The organism is Streptomyces sp. NPDC054866 (assembly GCF_053610745.1).
On the sequence record NZ_JBSGZA010000008.1, the window covers coordinates 236,063 to 258,926 of the forward strand.

Here is a 22,864-nt window from a genome sequence, read left to right on the forward strand (position 1 = left end):
ACCGCGCACGCGGTCAATGCGGTACATGCGCACGAGTCCCGCCATATTGCCGGATAATTTCACTCATCCGAGGGGTGGTGCGCCGACGGTAGGCGCGCCTTGTGCGGCTCGGAACCTTCGGTGGGTCCCGTCGTTGGATGGGCGAGTGGCTCCGATTCCGCGATTTCTGTCGTGCCGGGGCCTTGGTGACTCCGTATGGAGTGCGGCTCCGGGAGCTACGGCACCTTGCACATCTCATTCCTCATCCACAATTCCTTCGGTTTCGGCGGCACGATCCGCACCACCATCAACCTCGCCAACGCGCTTGCCGAGCAGCATGATGTGGAGATCGTGTCGGTCCACCGGCACAGGGATTCGCCCGTGTTCCCCGTGCATCCTCACGTCGGGCTCCGACACCTGGTCGATCTGCGAAAGGGGACCCCGGGGTATGAGGGGGACCTGCCCGAATACCGCAGCCCAGCTGCTGTGTTTCCCAGAAGCGAGACGCAGTACCCGCACTACAGCGCCCTGACCGATCAGCGGATCGCTCAGTACTTGAGCACGCTGACGAGCGACGTCATCGTGGGCACCCGACCAGGCCTGAACGCACATATCTGTCTGCAGGCCAGGCGGGGGCCGCTGCGCGTCGGGCAAGAGCACCTGACATTCCACAACCACCCGAGACCGCTGCGGCGTGCATTGCGTCGGCTGTATCCACGCCTTGACATGCTGACCACCACGACCCGGGCCGACGCGGACACCTACCGCAAGCACATGACACTTCCGGGAGTGCGCATCGAGGCATTTCCCAATCCTGTCCCGGCGCCACTCAGTGCCCTGCCGGGCAGCAGGGACAAGGCAGTTGTCGCTGCCGGGAGACTCGTTCCGACCAAACGGTACGACCTCCTCATCCGGGCATTCGACAGAGTCCGCGCCGATCGCCCTGACTGGGTTCTCCGTATCTTCGGCCCAGGGATCGGAGCAGGTCACGGAGCGCAACTCCAGCAGCTCATCGAGGAATTGGGCCTGGAAAAGCACGCTTCTCTCATGGGCGCGGTTTCACCCCTGGAAACCGAGTGGCTCAAAGCGGGCCTCGCCGCGAGCGCTTCGGACCACGAGTCCTTCGGCATGACGATCGTCGAAGCGATGCGGTGTGGAGTGCCCGTTGTCTCCACCGACTGCCCCTTGGGTCCGAGGGAGATCATTTCCGATGGAATCGACGGGCGTCTCGTGCCCATGGGTGATGAGGAGGCCCTCGCTCAGAACCTCCTGGAGCTCATCAACAGCGATGAGCTCCGTCAGCGGATGGCCGAGGCGGCGCGCATCTCCTCGGCGCGATACGAACCGGCCCTCATCGCGGCACGCTTCGCCGACACCTGCGCTCAACTGACGAGGCAGCGTGGCACGAACGGCGCTCTGAAAGCCGTCGCGCACCAGACCCGAGGCTCAGTGATCGGAGCGGTCTACGGCGTCAAGGACGCGGTGAAGCGGAGGCTCAACTGATAGACGGGGTCTGGTAGTTGTGCCGCCGGGCTGTGATCGCCCACAGCAGGAGCCCGAGGCAGCTGAACGCGGCCCCCAGCGCGCATACCGCGCCCCAGCCGGCCACCGAGTAGAGGGAGGTCGCGGCAATGGCGCCGGTGGCGCTGCCGATCGAGTAGAAGACCATGTATCCGCCGATCAGCCGGCTGCCCGCGTCCGGGTGCAGCGCGTAGATCAGGGTCTGGTTGGTGACATGGACCGCCTGCACGGCGAGGTCGAGCAGGATCACCCCGACGGCTAGAGCCCAGAACGAGCTGCGGGTGAAGGCCAGGGGCAGCCACGACGCGGCGAGCAGTGCCAGGGCGGTGCCGGTGGTGTGCCGGGAGAGTCCACGGTCGTTCAGACGACCGGCCACGGTCGCGGCCAGGGCGCCGACGACGCCGATGAGACCCAGCGCCCCGATCGCGCTGTGGGACAGGAAGTACGGGGCCTCGCTGAGCGGCAGCGCGACGCTGCTCCACAGGGTGCTGAAGGCCGCGAAGATCAGCAGGCCGAACAGGGCCCGGAGCCGTAGCAGCCGCTCCCGTGCGAACAGGGTGATGGTGGAGCGCAGGAGCTGTCCGTAGCGCAGGGTTGTCGGCGGCGCGTCGAGGTGGTGTGGCAGAACTCGGTACAGGGTCAAGGCGAGCAGGGCGGTGAGCGCTGCCGAGGCGAGGTAGACGGAGCGCCAGCCCGCGAGATCGGCCATGAGTCCGGATGCGGTGCGGGCGAGCAGGATTCCGATGACCACGCCGCTGGTGACCAGACCGACGACCCGTCCGCGCTGGGCGGCAGGCGCCAGTGAGGCCGCGAAGGCCACCAGCGTCTGCGTGACGACGGCGAGAAGCCCCGTCGCGGCCATGCCCGCCAGCAGGATCGCCGCCGTGGGTGCGGCGGCCACCACGGCCAACGCCACCACCAGGAGCAGCAATTGGGCCACGACGAGCCGTCGGCGGTCGGCCACGTCACCCAGCGGTACGAGGAAGAAGAGGCCGAGCCCGTATCCGACATGCGTGAGGGTGACCACGCTGCCGACGAGTGCCGGGCTCATGGCGAGGTCGTGGCCCATGGTCACCAGTAGCGGCTGGGAGAAGTAGACGTTGGCCACCGAAGCCCCGCAGGCGACGGCGAACAGCATGACGATGCCGCGGGACAGTTCAACTGAGGAATCCCCCCTGCCGCGGGCCTCGGTCCGTCGTGTCAAAGCCTCATCGTTGCCGGGCATCGGCACCCCTCCGCATTCTGGTTGCAACTTGCTACCAATGACGAAGGGTGAAGGTAGCGCTTCTTGGTAGCATGTTGCAACCATCGTGAGAGTGACTGAGGGACGTGGACGCCATGGTGACCAGGACGCGCTTCGACGACAGCGAATGCCCCGTCGCCCGGTCGGTGGACGCGATCGGCGACTGGTGGTCCCTGCTGATCGTGCGGGACGCCTTCGACGGAAGCCGACGCTTCGGGGAGTTCCAGCGCAGCCTCGGGGTGGCGAAGAACATCCTCACCGCGCGACTGCGCAACCTGGTCGCAGGCGGTGTCCTCGAATCGGTCCCCGCCTCAGACGGCAGCGCCTACCGCGAGTACGTACTCACGCCGAAGGGCGAGGCGCTCTTCCCCGTCATCGTGGCGCTGCGGCAGTGGGGCGAACAGAACTTCTTCGCCCCCGGCGAACCGCACTCACAGCTGGTCGACCGCCGACAGGGGCAGAGCCTTCGTCCGCTGGAAGTACTGTCCGCGGACGGGCGACGTCTGGACCCCGACGACACCACCGTGTACAAGATCTCCGGCCAGTGACCGGCCTCAGCACGGCCCACGGCATGGCCGAAAACGCCCTCACGCACAATTTCCCCCGCTGAGGGATAGCTGGGGGCGGCCCATCGCGTCGTGATGGTTGCCAAGAAGGGGAGGGTCGATGGAGGCCTCAAGTCACGACGAGTTCCGGGAGTTCGTAGCGATGCGCTCCACCGCGCTGCTGCGGCTCGCGGTGCTGCTCACCGGCGGGGACCGGCATGCGGCGGAGGATCTGCTGCAGATTGCGCTGATGAAGGCCTACGGACGCTGGGCGCACATCGAGCAGCCCGAGGCGTATGTGCGCCAAGTCCTGTACCGCCAGCAGGTCAGTCGCTGGCGGCTGCGCAGACACCGTGCGGAGACGACGGTGCCCGTACTGCCCGAGTCCGGCAGGGAAGCCGGAGCCGAACCGGACTCCGAGCTGCGCATCGCGCTGTGGGCGGCGCTCCGCCGTCTGACGAAGCGGCAGCGGGCCGTGGTCGTGCTGCGCTACTTCGAGGATCTGCCGGAGGGCGAGGTCGCGGCGCTGCTGAGGTGCCCGGTGGGCACGGTGCGCAGTACCGCGCACCGATCGCTCGCCAAGCTCCGCGCGCTCGTACCGGAGCTCGGGCCCGAGAAGCCAGCGGAACGGCCCGCGGAACAGGCGCAGTCGCTCAGCTACACGCCGAAGGAGATGCAGGGATGACGACGGAGCGGGTGGAGGAGAAGGTCCGGGAGACGCTTCACGCGGTCGCCCTGGATCAGGTGCGGGCGCCCGGGGACCTGGTCGAGCAGGTGGTGCGGCGGCGCAGCCGGCGCCGTTTCTCGCAGGTCGCGGGGGCGGCGGTGGCTGTCGCCGCGATCACCGTGGGGGCGGTTCTCGGCTTCGGGGGTGGAGCGGGCGGGGAGGACCGGCCTGTGCGGCCCGCGGCGTCGCCGGAGGGCTGGAAGCCGTGGGAGAAGGACGCGGCGGGCGCCGGCGAGCGGGGCTGCCTGGTGGACGGATCCGCGCTGTACTGCGCCGGGTCCAAGTACGACGCCGCCAAGTTCGACGCCAATACCGGCGAGCGCCTGTGGACGGTTAAGGTCAAGCGCGAAGGCGACGGGATCGACCATCCGTTCGCCGTGCGCGACGGCGTGGTCTACGCCTACCGCAACCACACCGCGAAGAACGAACCGAACGGCGACTACGCCGGCGGCACCGATCTGATGGCGGTGGACGTCGACAATGGCGACGTGCTGTGGACGGTCGAGATGCCGCAGGACGACCGCACCGACCAGGCCGCCATGCTCATCGACGGCGCGGTCCTCGCGAACACCCCGAATCTTCGTACGATGTCGGCCCTCGACCCGCTGACGGGCAAGGAGAAGTGGCGCCACACCTGGGACAAGGGGGTCGCGTGTCAACGTGCGGTGCTGGGTGGCGTGCCCCATCTGGCGTGCACGCCGGACGTCGAGAAGCCGGAAGGCACCGACATCCTGCGACTCGATCCCGCCACCGGAGATGCCAGGAAGGTCGCCACGCTCCCCGGCGGGCAGCAGCTCGTCGGTACCTCCGGAGGCGGCATGGTCCTGACCGCGGCGCACGACCCGGCAGTCGGCTTGGACACGAACGCCCGCAAGGACCTGCGGCTGACCACCATCAGCGGCACCGGGAAGCAGACCTCGCATTCCTACCGGGTCGGAGGGGCGTTGGCCTCCCTGGATGTCATCGGTGACCGCCTGATCACCGTGAACTGGAAGGGCAAGGCCTCGGCCTATTCGCTGACCACGGGAAAGACTCTGTGGACGGGCCCCGTCGGCGTCGAGCTGCCCGACGAGGACACCATGCACGATGTCGCGTCTCCCGTGGTGTCGATGGCGCAAGGGGTCGTGTACTTCCTCGGCGAGCGCGGGGACCTGGTCGGCCTCGACCTGAGCACGGGCGAGCGGGTCTGGCGTGAACACGTGGACTTCGGCGAGCCGAAGCCGGGTTCCGGCTTCTGGAGGACGGCACAACTCCTGCTCTACAAGGACGCGTTGGTCGTACGGAAGGGCGGCGAGATCGTCTCTCTGCTGCCGGTGGTCGGCCACTGACTTCGCGGGGCACCGGGCCGGGGTGACACTTTTCGCCCCGGCCCGGCGCCCTGCTGAGTGCTGAAGCAATGCCGGAGGGTGCTTCACACCGCAGTGTGTGTTGTGCCAAGCTCAATTGGGTTTCAGAGCATGATGAGCAGACGCGTCTTCGGCTTGAGCTTCCTGTTCACCGAACGGCTCTGTACGTAGACCTCAAGCTTGGGATTGTTCCCCGCCTTCACCGAGACCGTCCCCTGAATACCGGACCCGAAGAGAAGACTGCGCGCCGCGTCTCCCGTATAAGCGCGATCGGTGTCCTTCTCGACCACGATGACTTCCTTGTTGGGCTGGACCTGAGCCCGGGCGCCCAACTGGTAGTAACAGGAACCGCGTTCGTAGGCCACGCCCGGATGCGAATCGACGAAGGGTCGGATCTCGACTTCCTTGTCGACCTTCAGGAGCCGGTATTTGTCCGCCGGAATCGGTTCGAGATTGGCGCGCACTTCGTCGATCGATATGTCCTGACCGACGGCGAACAGGTTCTTCGTGCCGCGTACGCCCTTCTCGCGGGCCCGGAGGAAGCTGGTGGCGGCGGCGCGCACGGTGCCGATGGCCTCCTCGACGCCTTCCTGGGAATCCGCGTCCCAGATGGCTATGTTCCCCGCCGGGAAGCCGTAGTTCTGGGCCGTCCGCTTGGCCAGGGAGTTCGGCACCAGGATGGCGGAGGTCCAGTGGCCCGGAAGCCCTCCCATCTTCGCCGCGATCTTGTCGAGCCAGGGCCCGAGGATCGTCATGTCGCCGTCGTGCCGCCTGTCGCCGCCGGAGGCGTTCTCCTCGCCGTCCGTCACCACGATCTGGAGGAAGCTGTGCTCGCCGTATTCCTCCCAGATGTTTCCCAGGTCGTCCAGGGACTTCAGTGAAGCCTCGATGAGGGCCGTAGCGCCATTGTTGACTTGGTAGAGCCCCCGCATGGACGGCAGGTGCTTCACATCCATGTCCCAGACGAGATTCTCCACCCTGTGGTCGAAGGAATAGAGGCTGATCCGGGTTTCGTGACCGAGGCTGTCCGACTCGGCCTTCAAACCCGCCACGAACTCATCCACGACACGGATGAGTTGACTCTGATGCGGACGCATGGAACCCGAACAGTCCACTACCAGCGCGACGTGATTCACCTTGTGCTGAATCCTGTTGGCGGACATGTCTCTGCTCCTTCTCCAAGGCTGCTGCCCGAGCTGTTCCCCGAGTGATTTCCACTCTATGGGGAGGCACTGACAACGGCCCTGACCCACCATCACCGCCCGCCGGACTTGCTCTCGACCGTCCTAGTCACAGGTAGCGCGGCGGATTGTTGCGGATGGCCGAGCGGCGGGCCCACAGCGCGCAGCCGAGCAGCACGAGACCGGCGAAGCAGTACACCCACGCGTGGGCGCTGCCCCTGGCCGCACCCACGCCCCAGGCCAGCGACCAGACGGCGAGCAGGACACACAAGGCGGTCCATGCCAGCGTCCACATCTGGTTGCGCGCCGCGAGACGTTGTGGAGTACCTCGTTCCATCTCGCCGAGGCCGGGCGAGTCACGATGCTCATCACGAGTCGTCATACGTCGCCGAGTGCCCACGACTTGGAGAGGGGAACCCCCCTCGCGCCGCACCCGAAAGGTCGCGCGTCAGTCTCCGCGCTTGCGGGGTTTCGTGGAGTTGTCGCGTCCGCCGCCGCGTGGATGCCACAACCGCAGCCACACGTCGCGTGCGTGGCGCCCCGCCTCCGAGCGGCTGCGCGCCACCATCTCGCGGGCCTCGTCGTGCGTCTCGACCATGGGGCCGGAGCCGCGCAGCGGCCGGCCTGCCGTCTCGTGCAGGAAGAACGTCGAGATCAGGCCGATCACTCCGGCCACCATCAAGTAGAAGGCCGGCACCAGCGTGTTGCCGGTCTTCTCGACCAGGAAGGAGGCGAGCAAGGGGGTGGTGCCGCCGAAGAGGGAGACGGAGATGTTGTAGGCGATCGACAGCGCGCCGTACCGCAGACGGGTGGGGAACAGGGCCGGCAGTGTCGCCGCGGCCGTGCCCGCGAAGCAGACCAGAAGCAGGCCGAGGACGGCACAGCCGAACGCGGGCAGGAGGATGCCGCCCTCCCGGATCAACAGGAACGCCGGGATGGCGAGTGCGATCAGCGCGATGCTGCCGCCCATGAACATCGGGCGTCTGCCCCACCTGTCGGAGCTGCGGCCCACTGTGGTGATGGCGAGAGCGACCAGCAGCATGGTGCCGAGCACCAGCAACTGAGCCGTCGTGTCGCTCTCGCCCAAGGTCACCGTCATGAACGTGGGGAGGTACGACGTCACCATGTAGTTCGTGACGTTGTAGAGCAGCACGAGACCCATGCAGATCAGCACCGCCTGCCAGTGGCGGGTGAAGATCTCCTTGAGCCGTCCCTTGCCGGACTGGCGAGCCTGCTCGACGGGATCGTCCTCGCCGCTCGCGGGACCCGCCTCGCGCTCTGCCGCTGCGGAGGCCGCCTCCTGCTGGAAGGCGGGCGTCTCCTCCAGTTTCAGCCGCATGTAGAGGCCGATGAGCCCGAGCGGTCCTGCGATGAAGAAGGGGATGCGCCAGCCCCAGCTCTCCAGGCCGTCCGTCCCGAGGGTCAGCGTGAGGACCGTGACCAGGCCCGAGCCCAGGGAGTAGCCCACGAAGGTCCCGAAGTCGAGCCAGCTGCCCAGGAAGCCGCGGCGCTGGTCGGGGGCGTACTCGGCGATGTAGGTGGTGGCACCTGCGTACTCGCCGCCCGTGGAGAAGCCCTGGACCAGTCGGCATACGAGGAGCAGCAAGGGGGCGGCGAATCCGATGGAGGCGTACGAGGGCAGCAGGCCGACGGCGAAGGTGCTCGCAGCCATCATGATCATGGTTGCCGCGAGCACCTTCTGGCGGCCGATGCGGTCGCCCAGCGGCCCGAACACGAGGCCGCCCAGAGGACGGACGAGAAAGGCCGCGGCGAACGTGGCGAAGGTGGCGACGACCTGGGCCCCGGGCGAGCTGGACGGAAAGAAGACCTTTCCGATCGTGCCCGCCAAATAGGCGTAGACGCCGAAGTCGAACCACTCCATGGTGTTCCCGAGGGCGGCGGCCGTCACCGCGCGCCGCACCTTCGGGCGGTCCGAGACCATCACGTCCTCGGCACTGAGCGCCTTCTTCCGGCGACGCAGCAGCGTGCGCGCCATACGGTCGGTCGCCGACCGCGATGAGCGCGTCGGTTCCGCCTCCGGCCCCCGGGGCCGCCGGGGCGTTCTGTGCGGAAGGCCTTTCACCATGAAGCTTTTCTCCTCTTGCCTGAGAAAAAGCCGTGTCGCCGCAAAATTAGGCTGATCAAGAGAGACCGGCAAACGCAGAGAATCAGACCCGGGTGACCGAGGCGGCGGCCCTGGCCCGGAGAACCTCGCCCATGCTCTCCTCGCGCCAGCGCCGCAGAAGTTCGTGGAAGGCGACGGCGCCGTGCGGGTAGGCCGTGGGGCCGTTCGGGCGGCCGCGACCCTCGCCGTTGTAGTAGCCGGGGGTGCACTCGGCGTGGAACCACGCGTGGTCGGGGCCCTGCGCGCAGACATCGGTCCAGGCGTCCTCGGCCTCGGGGGCGGGCTCCACGACGGCGCCCTTCTCCTCCGCCGCGGCGACCAGGGCGGCGGCGTGCACGGCCTGCTCGTCCAGAATGTGCGTGAAGTTCACGCTGCTGGCGTTCTGCAGTGAGCCCATCCGGATCAAGTTCGGGAACCCGTTGCTGGTGAAACCGTGCAGAGTGCGCGGACCCCGCTCCTTCAGCGTGCTCAGGAGCTGGATGCCGCCCCGGCCGGTCACCGGCAGCTTCCCGGAGGTGATGCCGGAGACGCCCACGGAGAACCCGGTGGCGAACACCAGACAGTCGACCTCGTACTCCACACCGCCCACGACGACGCCGTGCTCGGTCATGCGCTCGATGCCGTGGGTGTCGGCCGTGTCCACCAGGGTGACGTTGTCGCGGTTGAACGCGGGCAGGTACGTGTCGGAGAACGTGGGGCGCTTGCACGCGTACCGGTACCAGGGCGTGAGGGCCGCGGCGGTGGCGGCATCGGTGACTTCGGCGGCCACGCGTGCGCGGATCTGGTTCATCGTCGCGTGGTCGGCGAGCTCGTAGGCGGCCTCGAAGTCCGGCTCGCCATGGCGGCGGAAGCTGGGCAGGAGCTTTTCGAGGAGCCCGGCCGACTCCGTCCAGCGATCGGTGACCAGGTCCTGCTCGGCATCTTCTCCGGAGCAGATGCGCAGGAAGTTCTCGCGGCGCTCGGCAGCCCAGCCCGCCCGGTCCGCTCCGACCTGTCGCGGCGTCATGCGGCGCTGGCCGCGCACGTCCACGGCGGAGGGGGTGCGCTGGAAGACGTACAAGTGACCGGCGTCCTCGGCCAGCATCGGGATGACCTGCACGCCGGTGGCACCGGTGCCGACGACCCCGACGCTCTTGCCGGCCAGGCCCTCCATGCCGCCGTCGGGACTGCCGCCGGTGTACGCGTAGTCCCAGCGCGAGGTGTGGAAGGTGTGGCCCCGGTAGTCCTCGATGCCGGGTATGCCCGGCAGCTTGGGCTCCGAGAGCGTGCCGGTGGCGGTGATGACATAGGTGGCCCGGAACTCGTCGCCCCGGTCAGTGCTGACCACCCACTGCTCGACCGTCTCGTCCCAGGTCAGGGAGGTGGCGGCGGTGGAGAACAGGGCGTGCTCGTAGAGGCCGAACTGCTCGGCGATACGCACCGCGTGGCGGCGGATCTCCTCGCCAGGGGCGTACTTCCACTCGGGTACGTGGCCGGTCTCGTCAAGCAGCGGCAGGTAGACGTGCGACTCGATGTCGCAGTGGATGCCGGGGTAGCGGTTCCAGTACCAGGTGCCGCCGAAGTCGCCGCCTTTCTCGACGACGCGCACCTTCGCCACGCCCTGCCGGCGCAGGCGCGCGCCCGCCAGGATCCCGCCGAACCCGCCACCGACGATCGCGACGTCGACCACGTCGTGCAACGGCTCGCGCTCCGCCACCTCGCCGGTGTACGGGTCGTCGGCGAAGTATCCGAACTCCGCCTCCGTGGACCGGTACTGGCCCGTTCCCTCGGGGCGTACGCGACGTTCCCGCTCGAGTCGGTAGCGCTCGCGCAGGGCGACGATCTCCTGCGGGGTGGGCTGCTCCGTGGCGCGCTGCGGCAGGGGCATGGTGCGGGGTCCTTTCGTGTGTGCGTGGGGGGGAAACGTGTCGGGCGCCGCGCAGGTGTGATCAGTGCCCTCGCCGGGGCGCTCCGAGCGGGCAGAGGTACCGTAACCCAGGAACCGGACAGTGTTGTCCGGTTGGGGTCGGCCCCTCACGGGCCGCCCGAGCGCCCCGACTTGACGGCTACTTGAAAGGTCAGCGATGCCGAACATCACCCCCGCCTCCCCGCTGCGCGACTGGCTGGCGGAACCCACCGCCGGACAGGTCCTGCGCGGACTCCTCGCCTCCCAGGGGCAGAGCGAAGCGGCTCTGACCCCCGCTCTCGGCCTGCCGCTGGAGCAGCTCGTGCAGATGTCCGGCGGGAAGTTCCCTGCGGAGCTCATGGACACCCTGGTCACCGCGGCCGAGACCGGGCAGATCCCCGACGGCCTGCCGACTGCCCCGCGGGCCGACACCGAGGCCGCCACGGTCGCGGTCGCGGAGACTGACCCGGGCGTCGAGATCGGCGCCCCCGAGCCATGGACCGAGCAGGTCACGCCCGGCCGCTTCGGCGGGCAGAGCGTCATCGTCACCGGAGCCGCATCCGGCATCGGCAGGGCCGTCGCTTCCCGCATCGTGCGCGAGGGCGGCCGCGTGGTCGCCGTCGACATCTCCGCCGAAGGCCTTGCTGCCCTGGCCGCCGACCTGGGTGAGGCACTCGTGCCCGTATCCGCGGACATCACCGAACCCGCGTCCGCCGACGCGGTCCTGGCCGCCGCGGCCGGCCGCGTGGACGCCCTGGCGAACGTCGCGGGCGTGATGGACAACGACGCCGCCGTACACGAAGTCGACGACGCGACCTGGGAACGAGTCCTGCGCATCAACGTCGAAGGACCGATGCGCCTGATGCGCGCCGTCGTGCCCGGCATGCTCGCCGCGGGCGGCGGCCGGATCGTCAACGTCGTCTCCGAGGCGGCCCTGCGCGGCTCGGCGGCAGGCGCCGCGTACACGACCTCGAAGCACGCGCTGGTCGGCCTGACGGTGTCGTCGGCCTATCAGTACGCGGGAACGGGCGTGCAGATCAACGCCGTTGCCCCCGGCGCGGTCGCCACCGGCATAGCGATGCCTGCCGCCGCCCCCTACGGCTCGTCCCGCACGGCGAAGATGCGCGTGGCGATCCCGCGCCTCGCCATGGCCGAGGAACTGGCTGCGTCGATCACGTTCCTGCTCAGCAAGGACGCGGTGAACATCAACGGCGCCATCCTGCCCTCCGACGGCGGCTGGTCGGCCGCCTGACCACTGGCGGGCCTTGGCCCGCTGGGCACGCCGGGTTTCGTGCCCACGGTCAGCAGTGCTGGTCGGCTGCTTGACCACGGTTTGGTCGAGGTGCGCCCGCTGCTCATGCCGGGCCTCAGGCTCACGGTCGGCAGTGCTGGTCGGCTGCTTGACCACTGTCCGGTCGGGGTGCGCCCGGGCGCACCGGGCTTCATGTCCACTGTCGGCAGCGCTGGTCGCCGCTTGACCACGGTTTGGTCGGGTGCGTCTGCTGGGCACGCCGGGCTTCGTGCTCAGGTCGGCAGTGCTGGTCGGCTGCCTGACCACGGTTTGGTCGGGGTGCGCCCGCTGCTCACGCCGGGCCTGAGGCCCACGGTCGGTAGTGCTGGTCGGCCGCCTGAACCACTGTCTGGTCGGGGTGCGCCCCGGGCTTCATGTCCACTGTCGGCAGTGCTGGTGGGCTGCCTGAACCAAAGTTCTCAGGGTGCGCCTGCCGCTCACGCCGGGCCTGAGGCCCGCGGCCGGCAGTGATGGTCGGCCGCCTGAACGACGGTCCGGCCCGCCCTAGCCCGCCGCTCACTCCGGCCCCATGCCCCTCGGCCCGAACGTACGCCGTCAGCACGCCACCACGTCCGGGCCGCCCGGACGACAGGAAGGAGCACCACCGCATGACCGCCCACCGCACAGCCCACCGCCGCCCCCGCGCCACCCTGGCGGCTCTGGCCGCCTGCGGCCTGCTGGTCCTGACCGGATGCGGCACCCAGACCTCCGCCGCGCCGGTCTCGCGCCCCGCGCCGTCCGGCGAGGGAAGGACCATCCGCGCCACACAGATCGCGCACGTGACCGACCCGCACGAGGCCACCGGCAGGACCCTGCTCGAGGGGCCGGTCCTGGACGAGAACGGCGACGACCTGTACGTCGTGGACGTCACCGCGCCGGCAGGCGAACCCAAGGTGATTTCCGTCGACTTGACCACCGGAGAGCACAAGGGCGTCTACACCGACAAGACCGGTGCCTACACCTCCGCGCAGATCAGCCCGTACGACGGCCGCCTCTACCTCACCGACTACACCGGATCCGTGGTCAGCATGGAGCCGGACGGCTCGGCCCCGCGCACATTCTTCTCCGGAGAGGTCGACGGTTCCGCCATGAACCTCGACGACATCGCGTTCGACGACGAGGGCAACCTGTACGTCAGCGACCTGCACGGCATGAAGCCGGGCAAGGCCGAGGGCCGCATCGTACGCATCGACCGCGACGGCGGAAGGACCACGGTCCTGGCCGACGGACTCGCCCACCCCAACGGGGTGATGTTCGACCCCGAGCTGCACGGCTTGTGGATCAGTGAACTCGCCGAGAACACGGTCTCCTACCTGCTCCTCGACGCCGACAAGACCGCCGTGACCTCGCAGCACGAGGCCATTCACGTCGACGCCGGCGTGGCCCAGACCGACTCCATAGCCGTGGACGCCGACGGCAACCTCTACCAGGCGCTGCACGGCCGACCGGCCATGGCCGTCTACAGCCCCGCCGGGGAACGGCTGGCCACCGTCGAAGTCCCCGCGAAGGCCGCCAAGGGGCTTGAGTCGGCGACCAACGTCGCCATCACCCCGGGCGGCACGAAGGCCTACATGACCGTCAGCGGCCCTGACGGCGGCTACGTCTTCCGGTTCACCGCGCTCGGCAAGGGCATCCGCCAGTCCAACGGCGGCTGACGGTCACACGTTCACGGCGGCTGACCCGTCACACCTCCACGGCGGTCTCGACGGGCCGCAACGGCCCCACCTCGATGCCGAGTAGCCGCCAAGCCGCCAGAGCACGACGCTCCCGCTCGGCCGGGGTGGGCCCGGTGACGGCCCCGGAGACCATCGCGACGGCGAGCATGACGTCGTCGGCGGACAGTCGATGACCCGCGGGCAGGCACCAGGAAAGGACGCCGTGGACGCGCGCGGCCAGCGCCCTGGCCTGCTCTCCGTCACCCCGCGCGCCGCGGATGCGCAACAGGTCGACGAACGCCGTCGACCGGGTCAGATGCCAGGTGACCACGCCAAGGACGCTCGCCAGGCTCGCCTCGGGTTCGTCCGCGGCCTGTTCGATCTGCTGGACGTTCTCGTCCAGGACGGCGGAGGCCAGCGCGACCCGGTCGGCGAAGTGCCGGTAGAGGCTGCCCTGTCCCACCCCGGCGCGGCGCGCGACGGCCGACAGCGGCGCGTCCAGACCCTGCTCGGCGAACACTTCGCGGGCTGCCGCGATGAGGGCGGCGCGATTGCGTGCCGCGACCCGCCGCCCCTGGTTGGCCGGCCGCGGGCCTTGGGGGGCGTCGGTTGGGTTCGTCACGCTGGAAGGGTAGTACGGCCGCTCCGCGGGTCACGGAGTGGTGTGTTTGCGGGCCCGGTAGGCCGCGGCTTTGACACGGTTGCCGCAGGCCTGCATGCCGCACCAGGTGCGTCGCGTCCCGCGGGAGCGGTCGAGGTACAGGCGGGTGCAGCTCGGGCGGCCACATTCCTTGAGGCAGGTGTCGGGGTCGGCGAGCAGGGTGATCGTGCGGCGGGCGATGTGGGTGAGTGCGGAGGACAGGTCTCCCGTCCGGCGGATGCCCGCGTCGCTGAGGTGGAGCGCGGGGAGCGGCCCGGCGGCGGCGTTGTTGAGGACGTCCAGGGCCGCCGGCCCGTAGAGGCGGCCTTGCATGCGGTCGAGGGCGAGCTGGTGGACGGCCTCGCGGAGTTGATGAGTACGAGTGAGCGCCGGGCTGTCGGCGGTGACCCGGTCGGGGAGCTCGTCGCACGCAGTGACCCACTGTTCGAGGTCGGCGGGGGTGGCCAGGAGGTCACGGGGCCGGTCGCGGCGGGATTCCACGGTGGCGACCAGGTCCAGGGCGGGGTGACCGCTCACGAAGGCGAAGTACACGTCACCATCTTGACCGGTGACGCGATGTGCGGCAAGACTCGTCACCAGTTGAACCGGTGACGCGAAGGGGAGTGGATGGATGTCCGGGACGGGCGCCGTCGATGTCGATGTCGCTGACGACGTCGACGTGGAGGTCGATGTGGTCGTCTTCGACGTGCTGGGGACGATGGTCGACGAGTCCGGCGGACTGCGTGCGGCCCTGGCGGAGGCGGTGGCCGAGTCCGGCGACCGGTCGTCCGGCGGGGTGGCTGTGGAGCGTCTGCTCGAGGTCTGGCGGGGGCACGTCGAGCGTGAGCAGCGGCGCATCGGGGAGGGGGACCGGGCGTATGCGAACAGTGAGGTCATCGACCGCGAGGCGGCTCAGCGCGTGGCCGAGTGCGCCGGGTTGAGTGATCCGGTGGCCATCGGACGGCTGGCCGAGGCGTCGCGGCGCCTGAGGCCTTGGGGTGATTCCGTTGCCGGTCTCGCGCGTCTCGCGGGGCGGTTTCCTGTGCTGGGCCTCTCCCACGCCAGTCGCGGGACGCTGTTGCGGCTGAACGCGTACGCGGGGCTGCGCTGGCATCAGGCGTTGTCCGGCGAGGAGGTACGGGCCTACAAGCCCGCGCCGGAGGTCTACCGGCTGGCGATCGACGCGGCGGGGTGTCCGGCCGAGCGAGTGCTGATGGTGGCCGCGCATGCGTGGGATCTGAGGGGAGCTCAGGCGGTGGGGATGCGAACGGCCTATGTTCAGCGGCCGGTGGGGGATCCGCCGAGGAGTGCGGACACCTTCGATTGGCGGGTGGAGAGCCTGGATGAGCTGGCGGCTGAACTGAAGGCGGCGTAGCAGCGCGGATGCGACCGGATGGGCGTGTGGTGTCGAGCTCTGGAGTGGTGACGCATGGTCACATCGAGTGATCCGGTGCAGTCGTCCCGACGGAACCCTCAACCTCAGCTTTAGCGTCACAGTCAGCTTCGAGGCACGCATGCGATCTGGCTGCTCACCCGCCGGTAGGTGACCGAGCCGCCCCGCCCCGGCGCGAAGTTATGGACGTGCGGAAATCGGTTGCCTCCCGGAGATGGAGGCGGATGCAATGTCCGGCATGATCACCCAGGTGCGCCCGCCGCGGCGAGATGAGATGAACGCGCGCCAGCGGGCCTTGCCACTCAGCGATCCGGGCCAACCGCAGCCGGATCGCCACACGGGAGACGCCAACGCATGAGTACGTCACCACCGCCACCACGGCCAGCATCGATACCCGGAGCGGAGCCGACCGGCGGATCATCCGTCCGGATCGGCGCTCTCGTTCCGCTGACCCGGCCGGGCTGGGTCGAGGCGGGCCAACACCTGCTCGCCGGAGTCGAGCTGGGCGTTCGCGAAGTCAATGACGCCGGAGGCATCGACGGAAAGCCACTTGAGCTCGTGGTCCGAGACACCGCGGCTGATCCGCAGAGGGCCGCGGCGGCCGTAGATGAACTGGCCGGCCTCGGCGTGGCTGCCGTGGTGGGGGAGTATCACAGCGTCGTCGCTCGTGCCGCCGCCGGCAGGGCCGACGCCATCGGCCTGCCCTTCCTCTGCTCGTCGGCCGTTCTCGACGAGCTCGCCGAACAGCCGACGGACTGGGTCGCGCGCCTCTCCCCGCCGCAGTCCCGCGGCTGGCAGGTCTACGCGGACTTCCTCCTCGCCGCGGGGCACAGCCGAATCGCCGTGGCAGTCCAGTCGAGTGTCTACTGGGCGTCTGGAACCCGCATTCTGCGGGACTACCTCGCTCCACGCGGTGGCACCGTCATCGAACTCGACATGGGCGCGCTCACCCCCACGGCCGTGTGCGACGAGCTCGTCGACCAGGGTGCGACAGCCCTCCTTCTGCTGGTAGGCCACCCCGAACCGGCCGTGCCGATCGTCAAGTCCGTCCGTCACGACCAGCGTCTCGCCGAGATCCTGATCGGTGCTCCGGCCGGACAACCGGAGTTCGCCGAATGGGCGAAGCTGCTGGGAGGCGACGGCGCCGCGATCCCGTTCTTGCGTTACCTGCCCGAGCGCCTCAGCCCACTCGGGGCACGAGTCGAGACAACCCTCCGCGAGCGGCTGGGCGAAGCGCCATCGTTCGTCGCCTTCGAGGGCTACGACACGGTCGCCGTCCTCGCCGCGGCGATGCGCTCTCACGGCGGCGACCGTGCGCGCACCGCCGAATCCTGGCCGCGCGTCGAAGTCGACGGCACCCGGGGGCAGATCACGTTCTCCCGCACACCAGGCATCAGCGTTTGGCAATGGGCTGGGCCACCGATCCAGGTCGCCGACCGAGATCCGGCGGAACCCGACCGCTTCCGGGTCCTGCACGTCGGCTGAGCGCGGGTCGACGAGGGCCACCCTCGTGCCTGGGCAGGCAGGTCACGGCAACGGGCGTGCGCGCGTACGTACGCTCGGCCTCAGCGCCTGGCCACGAAGGCGTACGCGGCCGTCTGCGTGGGGAATTGGGCGGCCTGCCCGGCGGCTGCCGACGGCCCGTTCTCCGTCAGCCCCGGGTGCCGGTCCCCGGCGACGCGCGGCAGAGCGTCGCGCTCCATGCGGCCCGACGGTCTGACTGACCGTCGGGCCGCTCTGGGATCAGGCGGTGGATTCGGCAGGGGTTTCGGCGCTTGCGGTCAGTACCGCGCGGCCGAGGATGTGGCCGGCCATGGCGAAGCCGAGGAGGGCCGGGGTGACCGCACCCTGCTGGAGGAGGCGGCGCTGGCCCGCCACGCCGACACCGCGGCCGCGGTGCTGGCCCGCCACCTACGGGAATGATGAAGCTGTTGAGCAGAGCCAGCCGTTCCGAAGGATCTGGGTGAGCTCGCCCGAAGCGATGGAGAGCATCGTGAGAGTCCTCCTCTCAGGAAGTTTCGCGACGCGGCGCGTTACGCGCAGGAACACGACTGGCGTGGAGCGACGACGGCTAGAGGCGGGCCGGTGCCTGAGGCTCGCCCACCTCCAGACGTGACCAGTGCGCGAGGTCCCGTCGAAGCTGGCGGTCGTGCGTCGCGACGACGAGGGCGGCACTCGTGTCGCGCAGCGCGTCGGTCAACTCGTCGACCAGCGTTGACGACAGATGGTTGGTCGGCTCGTCGAGCAGGATCAGGCCGGGCCGCCCGGCCAGCGCCAGCGCCACGTCAAGACGACGCTGCTGGCCCTGCGACATCCGCCCGACCGGCGTGCGCAGCGCGTCGGAGTCCAGCAGCCCGAGGCCCCTGAGCGGGACGACGTCGGCGTCGCGGATCACGCCGGCGGCCACCAGCCGTCCCACGTGACGGGCGTGCACCTCGCGTGCGGTGAGGCCGGGATCCTGCTGGGCGGTTTCCTGGGTCACCTGCACCACCCGGGCCCCCTTCGCCGTACGGACGTGCCCGCGCGTGGGCTCGAGCGCGCCGGACAGAACAGCGAGCAGCGTGGACTTCCCGGCACCGTTGGGCCCGGTGACAAGAAGCCGGTCGCCGCCGTCAAGAGTGAGGTCGACCGGACCGGCAAGACGCCCCTCGACCGCGACGCCGTGCGCCCGCAACTGCGGCGCGCCGGGCCGGACACCCAGATCCGGCCACCGCAACACGGGCGGCGGCTGCGGCACATCGATCCGGTGGGCCTCCAGAGCGTCCTGCTGCCGCTTGAAGGCCTGTACGACGCCCGGTGCGCGGGACTGGCGCTGGTGCTTGCCGGTCCCCTTGTCCGGCCGCCAGCCGGTGGAGAGCCGGTCGCGGGCAGCCGAGACGGCGCCCTGCAGCCGCCGGTGCTCGGCCTGCTGCTCCTCATGGTCCTGCTCCCATCGCTCCCGCTCACGGCGCCGGGCACCCTGCCAGGCGTCATAGCCGCCCGCGTACAGGCGCGGCTTACCGTCGCGGGACGGGTCGAGGTCCAGGAACCGGTTCGCGACGTCGCGCAACAGCGCCCGGTCGTGGCTGACGACAGCGAGGCCGCCGTCGTGCTCGCGCAGCCTGCGGGTCAGGAAGTCGAGGCCGTCGGCGTCTAGGTGGTTGGTCGGCTCGTCGAGCAGCAGGATGTCGTGCCGCGCGCCGAGCAGGCAGGCGAGGCGGACCCGGTAGCGCTGCCCGACCGACAGCGTCGACAAGGGGCGATCACGGTCGGTGCACGCACCAAGTGCTTCCAAGGCGACGTCGACGCGGCGTTCGGCGTCCCACGCGTCGAGCCGGGTGGCGGCGTCGAGCGCGGCGGCATAGCGGTCATCGGCAGCGACATCGCCCTCGGCCATGGCGAGGGTCGCCTCGTCCAGCGCGGCGAGGGCCGCGAGCGACGCGGCCAGCGCCTGGGACGTCAGGGTGCCGACGGTCTCCCCGTCGCCCACGGACAGTTCCTGGCGGGCCAGGCCGATCGTGCCTGCCCGGTGCACGGTGCCCTCGTCGGGCGTGATCAGCCCGGCCAGGACGTGCAGCAGGGTCGTCTTGCCCCGGCCGTTCTCGCCCACGACGGCGATGCGTGACCGGGCGGAGAGCGTGACCGAGACGTCGTTCAGGACACGCCGGGACCCGCGGGTGACGGTGAGGCCCTGAGCGCGGACGTGCGCGTTGCCGCCCGCCTCGACGGGCAAGGACATGGCTTCGGGGGTGGGGGAGAGGTTCAACGGATGCTCCGCAGCTCGCAGTGGAGCCGGGCAGCAAGAAGTGGCCGCCCGGCCGGAACCGGAACGGCGGCGAATTCAGCAGGGAGAAGGCGCCGCCGTCAGCGGGCGGAGCGGACCTTCTGCGACCAGATACCTCGTGCCATAACGATCAGGCTAGCAAAACCGCTGCTTTGTTCGCCCGGCAATTTTGGACGCGGGTGGGGCGCGGGGGTCTGGACGCGGGTGGGACGCGGGGCCGCCTCAGCGAGCAGGCAGGAGCACCGAGGCGTCTGGTTCCAGCTGGGTGGCGAAGCCGCCGACGACGGCGAACCGGTCCAGATCGACGACGGCGATCCGGTTGGTGCCCAACAGCGACACATACGCCAGTGGCCTGCTCGGATGCAGTGTCACCGCGGACGGGGTTCCGTCGAGGCCGAGGGAACGGATCGGCCGCAGGTCGGTGCTCCATACGGTGAGGGTGTTGGCGACGATGTCGGTCACCAACAGCCGTGCGTCATCGAGCGTGTAGACCCGCAGCGGGTCTCCGCCCGTCTTCCTGGTCCGCCGTACCTTCATGGTGCGGGCGTCCAAGGCGACCAGCGAGGCGCTCTTGCGGGCTCCGACGAACAACGTCTTCTCATCCCGGCTCAGACAGCTGCTCTCGGGCAGCTGACCGGGTGTGACCAGCACAGGCGGGACGGCGGCGTCATGAGGGCGCACGAGGCTCACCGTGTGGGACAACAGCCCGGTGACATAAGCCCGTTCGCCGTCACGGCTGAGCGTGAACAAGTGGGTCTTCACGCCGTGGGTGGGCACCGCTCTGGTCGGCGCGAGGTCGGTGGACGGATCGTCGAAACCGAGCAGAACCGCCTTCTCCTCGCTCAAGGCGTACAGCCGGTCGTGACGGTCTATGCCCATGCCGTGGATGCGGTTGAAGGGCCGCGTGTCGATCGTCCGGGCCAGGGACCGCTCGGCCAGGTCGATGACGAAGACGGCGGCGCCGCCCTCGCCGACGGTGGAAGACATGCGCACTCCGTAGTGCCCGACGTAGGCGAATCGTCCGCGCGAGTCGACGACCATCTCGTGCGGGTAGTCGGGCAGCCGGACGGTCTGCAGGCGCTGCCCCGACTCGGCGTCGTAGAAGCTGACCGCGTGGCCGCTCTTCTCCACCACCAGCAGTACGTCGGCTCCTGCCGCCCGGGGAGCGCCCGAGGCGGGCGTGGAAAGACCGCTCGCCAACGCCCCTGCTCCCACTGCCTTGATCACTGTCCGACGTGTCGCCACAGCCCCGCACTCCGATCTCTCACCGGCCCGCCATCGTCCATCATCTTCGGCGAGGAAGCTTCCCTCGCGCGCGAGAACGAGCTTGCTCAGTAGGGTCGCAGCCATGCTTGGTGTGCGGGTGGTGCTGATCGGGGGGACGTCGCATGTGGGGAAGTCGACCGTCGCCCAAGTAGTGGCGGACAGAATGGGGTTCGAGTATCTGTCCACCGACGGACTGGCCCGGCACCCGGGGCGACCTTGGCGAACGCCGGAATGGGAAGTGTCCGCGCACGTCGCGGAGCACTACAGATCGCTCACGGTGGACGAGCTGATCGCAGCTGTACTGGATCACTATGAGCGGCTGTGGCCCGGCATTCAGGAACTGATCACGGATTACGCGGCCGGGCGCCGTGTCGGAGTGGGGGGCCTGGTCGTGGAGGGGTCGGCGCTCTGGCCTGACCACGTCGCAAGGCTGACGGTCCCGCACACGGCCGCCGTGTGGCTCACCGCGGAGGACTCCGTTCTCCGCGCCAGGATGTATGAGGCGGGCCGTTACGAGGAAGCCACCGCCGAGGAACGGCACCTGATCGAGAAGTTCCTGGCCCGCGCCGCGCGCTACCAGTTGCTCATGCGGGGTGCCGTCGACAGGCTCGGCCTGGATCGCATCGCCGCTGACGTCGGGCGGTCCCCCGAGGAACTGGCGGACGCGGTGCTCACCGCTGTCGGCTCGCAGTATGCGATCGGCCGGTCGACAGGCGGGTGACGGCAGGGCGAGGGCCGGGCGAGGGCCGGGTGACGGTGCCTGACGGGCTCGGTGCGTGGTCGCGTGGGCGCGTGTCTGACATCCTGACGCGGTGCGCGTACTGATCGTGACGGCGGGAAGCTGGGGCGACGTCGCCCCCTACACCGGACTGGGCGTGCGACTGCGCGCGGCGGGCCACGAGGTGGTGCTCGCCACCCATGAACGCTTCGAACAGGCGGTGACCGTCCACGGGTTGGGCTTCAGGCCCCTGCCTGTCGACCCGCGGCAGGAACTCGCCTCGCAGGTCGGCCAGGGCCTGGCCCGAGCGGTGAGCCCACCCGTGGCCATGGCGCGATTGATGCGTATGGCGCGGGCGTTCATGCCCCGGCTGACGGTCGGCGTCGCGGATGCGGTGCGAGAAGGCGCCGATGTGGTGCTGAGCTCCACGGTCACCGACCCCATGTGCGCGGCGCTCGGCGAGGCACTGCGCCTGCCGAGCCTCGGGGTCTACCTCCAGCCGGTGCACCCCACGGGCGCCTTCCCGCCGCTCATCACCGGCGCCCGGTCCTTCGGGTCCCACGGCAACCGCCTCGCCGCCCAGGCCCTGTGGGTCGGCAGCGACCCGGTCTTCGCCCCCGCGGTCAGCGCCCTGCGCCGCGAACTGGGCCTGCCGCGCCGGAGATTCAGCGGCCCGATGAGCCTGCCGCGCGGGCGTACCGTCCTGCACGGCTTCAGCCCGCGGATCGTCCCCCGACCCGCGGACTGGCCCGCGGGGCACGAAGTGGGCGGCTACTGGTGGCCCCAGACCACGCCCGACTGGCAGCCCGAGCCACGACTCCTCGACTTCCTCGACGCAGGCCCGCCGCCGGTGTTCGCCGGCTTCGGCAGCTTCGTCACCGCAGACTCCCAGCGGCTGAGCACCCTGCTGGCCGACGCACTGCGCCGCGCGAAGGTACGCGGCATCATTCAGGCCGGCTGGAGCGGCTTGCACGCCGAGAACGACGACCTGATCACCGTCCAGGAAGTTCCACACGCCTGGCTGTTCCCCAGGACAGCTGCCGTCATCCACCACGCAGGCGCCGGCACCACCGCCGCCGGTCTGCGCGCCGGCGTCCCCTCGGTCCCGGTCCCCGTACAGCTTGACCAGCACTTCTGGGCCACCCGCCTGCACACCCTGGGCCTGTCTCCGCGCCCGCTGCGCTTCCAGCGCCTGACCGCCGAACGCCTCTCCCAGGCGATCACCACAGCCGTCCACAGCCCCGTCCTGCGCGCCCGAGCCCACGCCACCGCCGCGGCCCTCGCCGGGGAGGACGGCACCCGCCAGGTCCTCGAAGCCATCGAGCGGCTCGGCTGACGGACAACGGCGGCATGGGGCCTGGCGGTGGACGCCTGGATGGGACGGCGGTGGGCACTCCGGGAGGACGGGAGGTTACGCTCACCGCATGATTACCCCGTTCATTGTGGGCGTCACCGTCCTCGCCACCGTCGGCGCCGTGGGCATCTGGGTGTGCCTGGAGTTCTGCAAGGCGTGCCGTGAGCGCGGGAGCACGCCCGCCGGGGCTGCCGCCGACGGTCAGTAGCGGGGTGGGCGGCTGAGCGAGGGG

The 22,864-nt window shown here is 69.8% G+C and carries 21 protein-coding genes and 1 pseudogene; 11 read left to right on the forward strand and 11 right to left on the reverse strand.

Features of this window, described 5'->3' with window-relative positions:
* The first annotated feature begins 225 nt into the window (after window positions 1-225).
* Window positions 226-1,482 (forward strand): glycosyltransferase, encoded by a 1,257-nt coding sequence (locus ACWGI2_RS34145; protein WP_453699675.1) that lies wholly within the window; start codon window positions 226-228, stop codon window positions 1,480-1,482.
* Here ACWGI2_RS34145 and ACWGI2_RS34150 read toward each other — a convergent pair.
* The gene (locus tag ACWGI2_RS34150; RefSeq protein WP_453699677.1) at window positions 1,475-2,725 is read right to left on the reverse strand and encodes an MFS transporter; all 1,251 of its coding nucleotides are present in this window, start codon (window positions 2,723-2,725) and stop codon (window positions 1,475-1,477) included. The genes ACWGI2_RS34145 and ACWGI2_RS34150 overlap by 8 nt on opposite strands.
* 113 nt (window positions 2,726-2,838) lie before the next feature.
* On the opposite strand from ACWGI2_RS34150, the gene ACWGI2_RS34155 reads away from it, so the two are divergent.
* The 3 genes from ACWGI2_RS34155 to ACWGI2_RS34165 all read left to right on the forward strand — a co-directional run bounded on the left by ACWGI2_RS34155 (window position 2,839) and on the right by ACWGI2_RS34165 (window position 5,343).
* Complete coding sequence (locus ACWGI2_RS34155; RefSeq protein ID WP_453699679.1) at window positions 2,839-3,291, forward strand: winged helix-turn-helix transcriptional regulator; 453 nt, start codon at window positions 2,839-2,841, stop codon at window positions 3,289-3,291.
* Between the two features lie 118 nt (window positions 3,292-3,409).
* Window positions 3,410-3,973 carry a SigE family RNA polymerase sigma factor gene (locus ACWGI2_RS34160; protein WP_453398409.1) on the forward strand — a complete coding sequence of 188 codons (564 nt, stop codon included), beginning with the start codon at window positions 3,410-3,412 and terminating at the stop codon, window positions 3,971-3,973.
* Window positions 3,970-5,343: an outer membrane protein assembly factor BamB family protein gene (locus tag ACWGI2_RS34165; RefSeq protein ID WP_453699680.1), complete on the forward strand. Its 1,374-nt coding sequence runs from the start codon at window positions 3,970-3,972 to the stop codon at window positions 5,341-5,343. Before ACWGI2_RS34160 ends, ACWGI2_RS34165 begins: the two co-directional genes overlap by 4 nt.
* A gap of 122 nt (window positions 5,344-5,465) precedes the next feature.
* Here ACWGI2_RS34165 and ACWGI2_RS34170 read toward each other — a convergent pair whose 3' ends face one another.
* The 4 genes from ACWGI2_RS34170 to ACWGI2_RS34185 all read right to left on the reverse strand — a co-directional run bounded on the left by ACWGI2_RS34170 (window position 5,466) and on the right by ACWGI2_RS34185 (window position 10,534).
* Complete coding sequence (locus ACWGI2_RS34170; protein WP_160502627.1) at window positions 5,466-6,524, reverse strand: vWA domain-containing protein; 1,059 nt, start codon at window positions 6,522-6,524, stop codon at window positions 5,466-5,468.
* Between the two features lie 127 nt (window positions 6,525-6,651).
* Window positions 6,652-6,924, reverse strand: coding sequence for a hypothetical protein (locus ACWGI2_RS34175; protein ID WP_453699681.1), 273 nt, complete (start codon window positions 6,922-6,924; stop codon window positions 6,652-6,654).
* 66 nt (window positions 6,925-6,990) lie between these two features.
* Window positions 6,991-8,538 (reverse strand): glycine betaine/L-proline transporter ProP, encoded by a 1,548-nt coding sequence (gene proP, locus ACWGI2_RS34180; protein WP_453699682.1) that lies wholly within the window; start codon window positions 8,536-8,538, stop codon window positions 6,991-6,993.
* A gap of 172 nt (window positions 8,539-8,710) precedes the next feature.
* The gene (locus ACWGI2_RS34185; protein WP_453699684.1) at window positions 8,711-10,534 is read right to left on the reverse strand and encodes a flavin-containing monooxygenase; all 1,824 of its coding nucleotides are present in this window, start codon (window positions 10,532-10,534) and stop codon (window positions 8,711-8,713) included.
* A 196-nt stretch (window positions 10,535-10,730) separates the two neighbouring features.
* On the opposite strand from ACWGI2_RS34185, the gene ACWGI2_RS34190 reads away from it, so the two are divergent.
* Entirely contained in the window at window positions 10,731-11,804 is a 1,074-nt protein-coding gene (locus ACWGI2_RS34190; protein WP_453699685.1) for an SDR family NAD(P)-dependent oxidoreductase, read from the forward strand.
* Window positions 11,805-12,451: 647 nt separating this feature from the next.
* Window positions 12,452-13,498: an SMP-30/gluconolactonase/LRE family protein gene (locus ACWGI2_RS34195; protein ID WP_453699686.1), complete on the forward strand. Its 1,047-nt coding sequence runs from the start codon at window positions 12,452-12,454 to the stop codon at window positions 13,496-13,498.
* Between the two features lie 28 nt (window positions 13,499-13,526).
* Here ACWGI2_RS34195 and ACWGI2_RS34200 read toward each other — a convergent pair whose 3' ends face one another.
* Both ACWGI2_RS34200 and ACWGI2_RS34205 read right to left on the reverse strand, forming a co-directional pair.
* Window positions 13,527-14,120, reverse strand: a complete 594-nt coding sequence (locus ACWGI2_RS34200; protein ID WP_453398402.1) for a TetR/AcrR family transcriptional regulator — start codon at window positions 14,118-14,120, stop codon at window positions 13,527-13,529.
* A 30-nt stretch (window positions 14,121-14,150) separates the two neighbouring features.
* Entirely contained in the window at window positions 14,151-14,690 is a 540-nt protein-coding gene (locus ACWGI2_RS34205; RefSeq protein WP_453699687.1) for a CGNR zinc finger domain-containing protein, read from the reverse strand.
* A gap of 79 nt (window positions 14,691-14,769) precedes the next feature.
* Between ACWGI2_RS34205 and ACWGI2_RS34210 the strand changes: the two genes are divergently transcribed.
* Window positions 14,770-15,513, forward strand: a complete 744-nt coding sequence (locus ACWGI2_RS34210) for a haloacid dehalogenase type II (protein WP_453699688.1) — start codon at window positions 14,770-14,772, stop codon at window positions 15,511-15,513.
* Between the two features lie 372 nt (window positions 15,514-15,885).
* Window positions 15,886-17,016: an ABC transporter substrate-binding protein gene (locus ACWGI2_RS34215; RefSeq protein WP_453699689.1), complete on the forward strand. Its 1,131-nt coding sequence runs from the start codon at window positions 15,886-15,888 to the stop codon at window positions 17,014-17,016.
* Window positions 17,017-17,096: 80 nt separating this feature from the next.
* On the opposite strand, the gene ACWGI2_RS34220 is transcribed toward ACWGI2_RS34215, so the two are convergent.
* From ACWGI2_RS34220 to ACWGI2_RS34235, 4 genes and pseudogenes are all read right to left on the reverse strand, one after another.
* Entirely contained in the window at window positions 17,097-17,234 is a 138-nt protein-coding gene (locus ACWGI2_RS34220; RefSeq protein WP_453699690.1) for a hypothetical protein, read from the reverse strand.
* Between the two features lie 40 nt (window positions 17,235-17,274).
* Window positions 17,275-17,370 (reverse strand): annotated as a pseudogene (locus tag ACWGI2_RS34225) (YbhB/YbcL family Raf kinase inhibitor-like protein); the annotation flags it as partial.
* Window positions 17,371-17,602: 232 nt separating this feature from the next.
* Complete coding sequence (locus tag ACWGI2_RS34230) at window positions 17,603-19,276, reverse strand: ABC-F family ATP-binding cassette domain-containing protein (protein ID WP_453699692.1); 1,674 nt, start codon at window positions 19,274-19,276, stop codon at window positions 17,603-17,605.
* Window positions 19,277-19,516: 240 nt separating this feature from the next.
* Entirely contained in the window at window positions 19,517-20,521 is a 1,005-nt protein-coding gene (locus ACWGI2_RS34235) for a YncE family protein (RefSeq protein ID WP_453699694.1), read from the reverse strand.
* Window positions 20,522-20,642: 121 nt separating this feature from the next.
* Between ACWGI2_RS34235 and ACWGI2_RS34240 the strand changes: the two genes are divergently transcribed.
* From ACWGI2_RS34240 to ACWGI2_RS34250, 3 genes are all read left to right on the forward strand, one after another.
* Window positions 20,643-21,281 carry a hypothetical protein gene (locus ACWGI2_RS34240; protein WP_453699695.1) on the forward strand — a complete coding sequence of 213 codons (639 nt, stop codon included), beginning with the start codon at window positions 20,643-20,645 and terminating at the stop codon, window positions 21,279-21,281.
* 91 nt (window positions 21,282-21,372) lie between these two features.
* Complete coding sequence (locus ACWGI2_RS34245) at window positions 21,373-22,614, forward strand: glycosyltransferase (RefSeq protein WP_453699696.1); 1,242 nt, start codon at window positions 21,373-21,375, stop codon at window positions 22,612-22,614.
* 88 nt (window positions 22,615-22,702) lie between these two features.
* Window positions 22,703-22,840: a hypothetical protein gene (locus ACWGI2_RS34250; RefSeq protein ID WP_453398393.1), complete on the forward strand. Its 138-nt coding sequence runs from the start codon at window positions 22,703-22,705 to the stop codon at window positions 22,838-22,840.
* Window positions 22,841-22,864 lie beyond the last annotated feature (24 nt).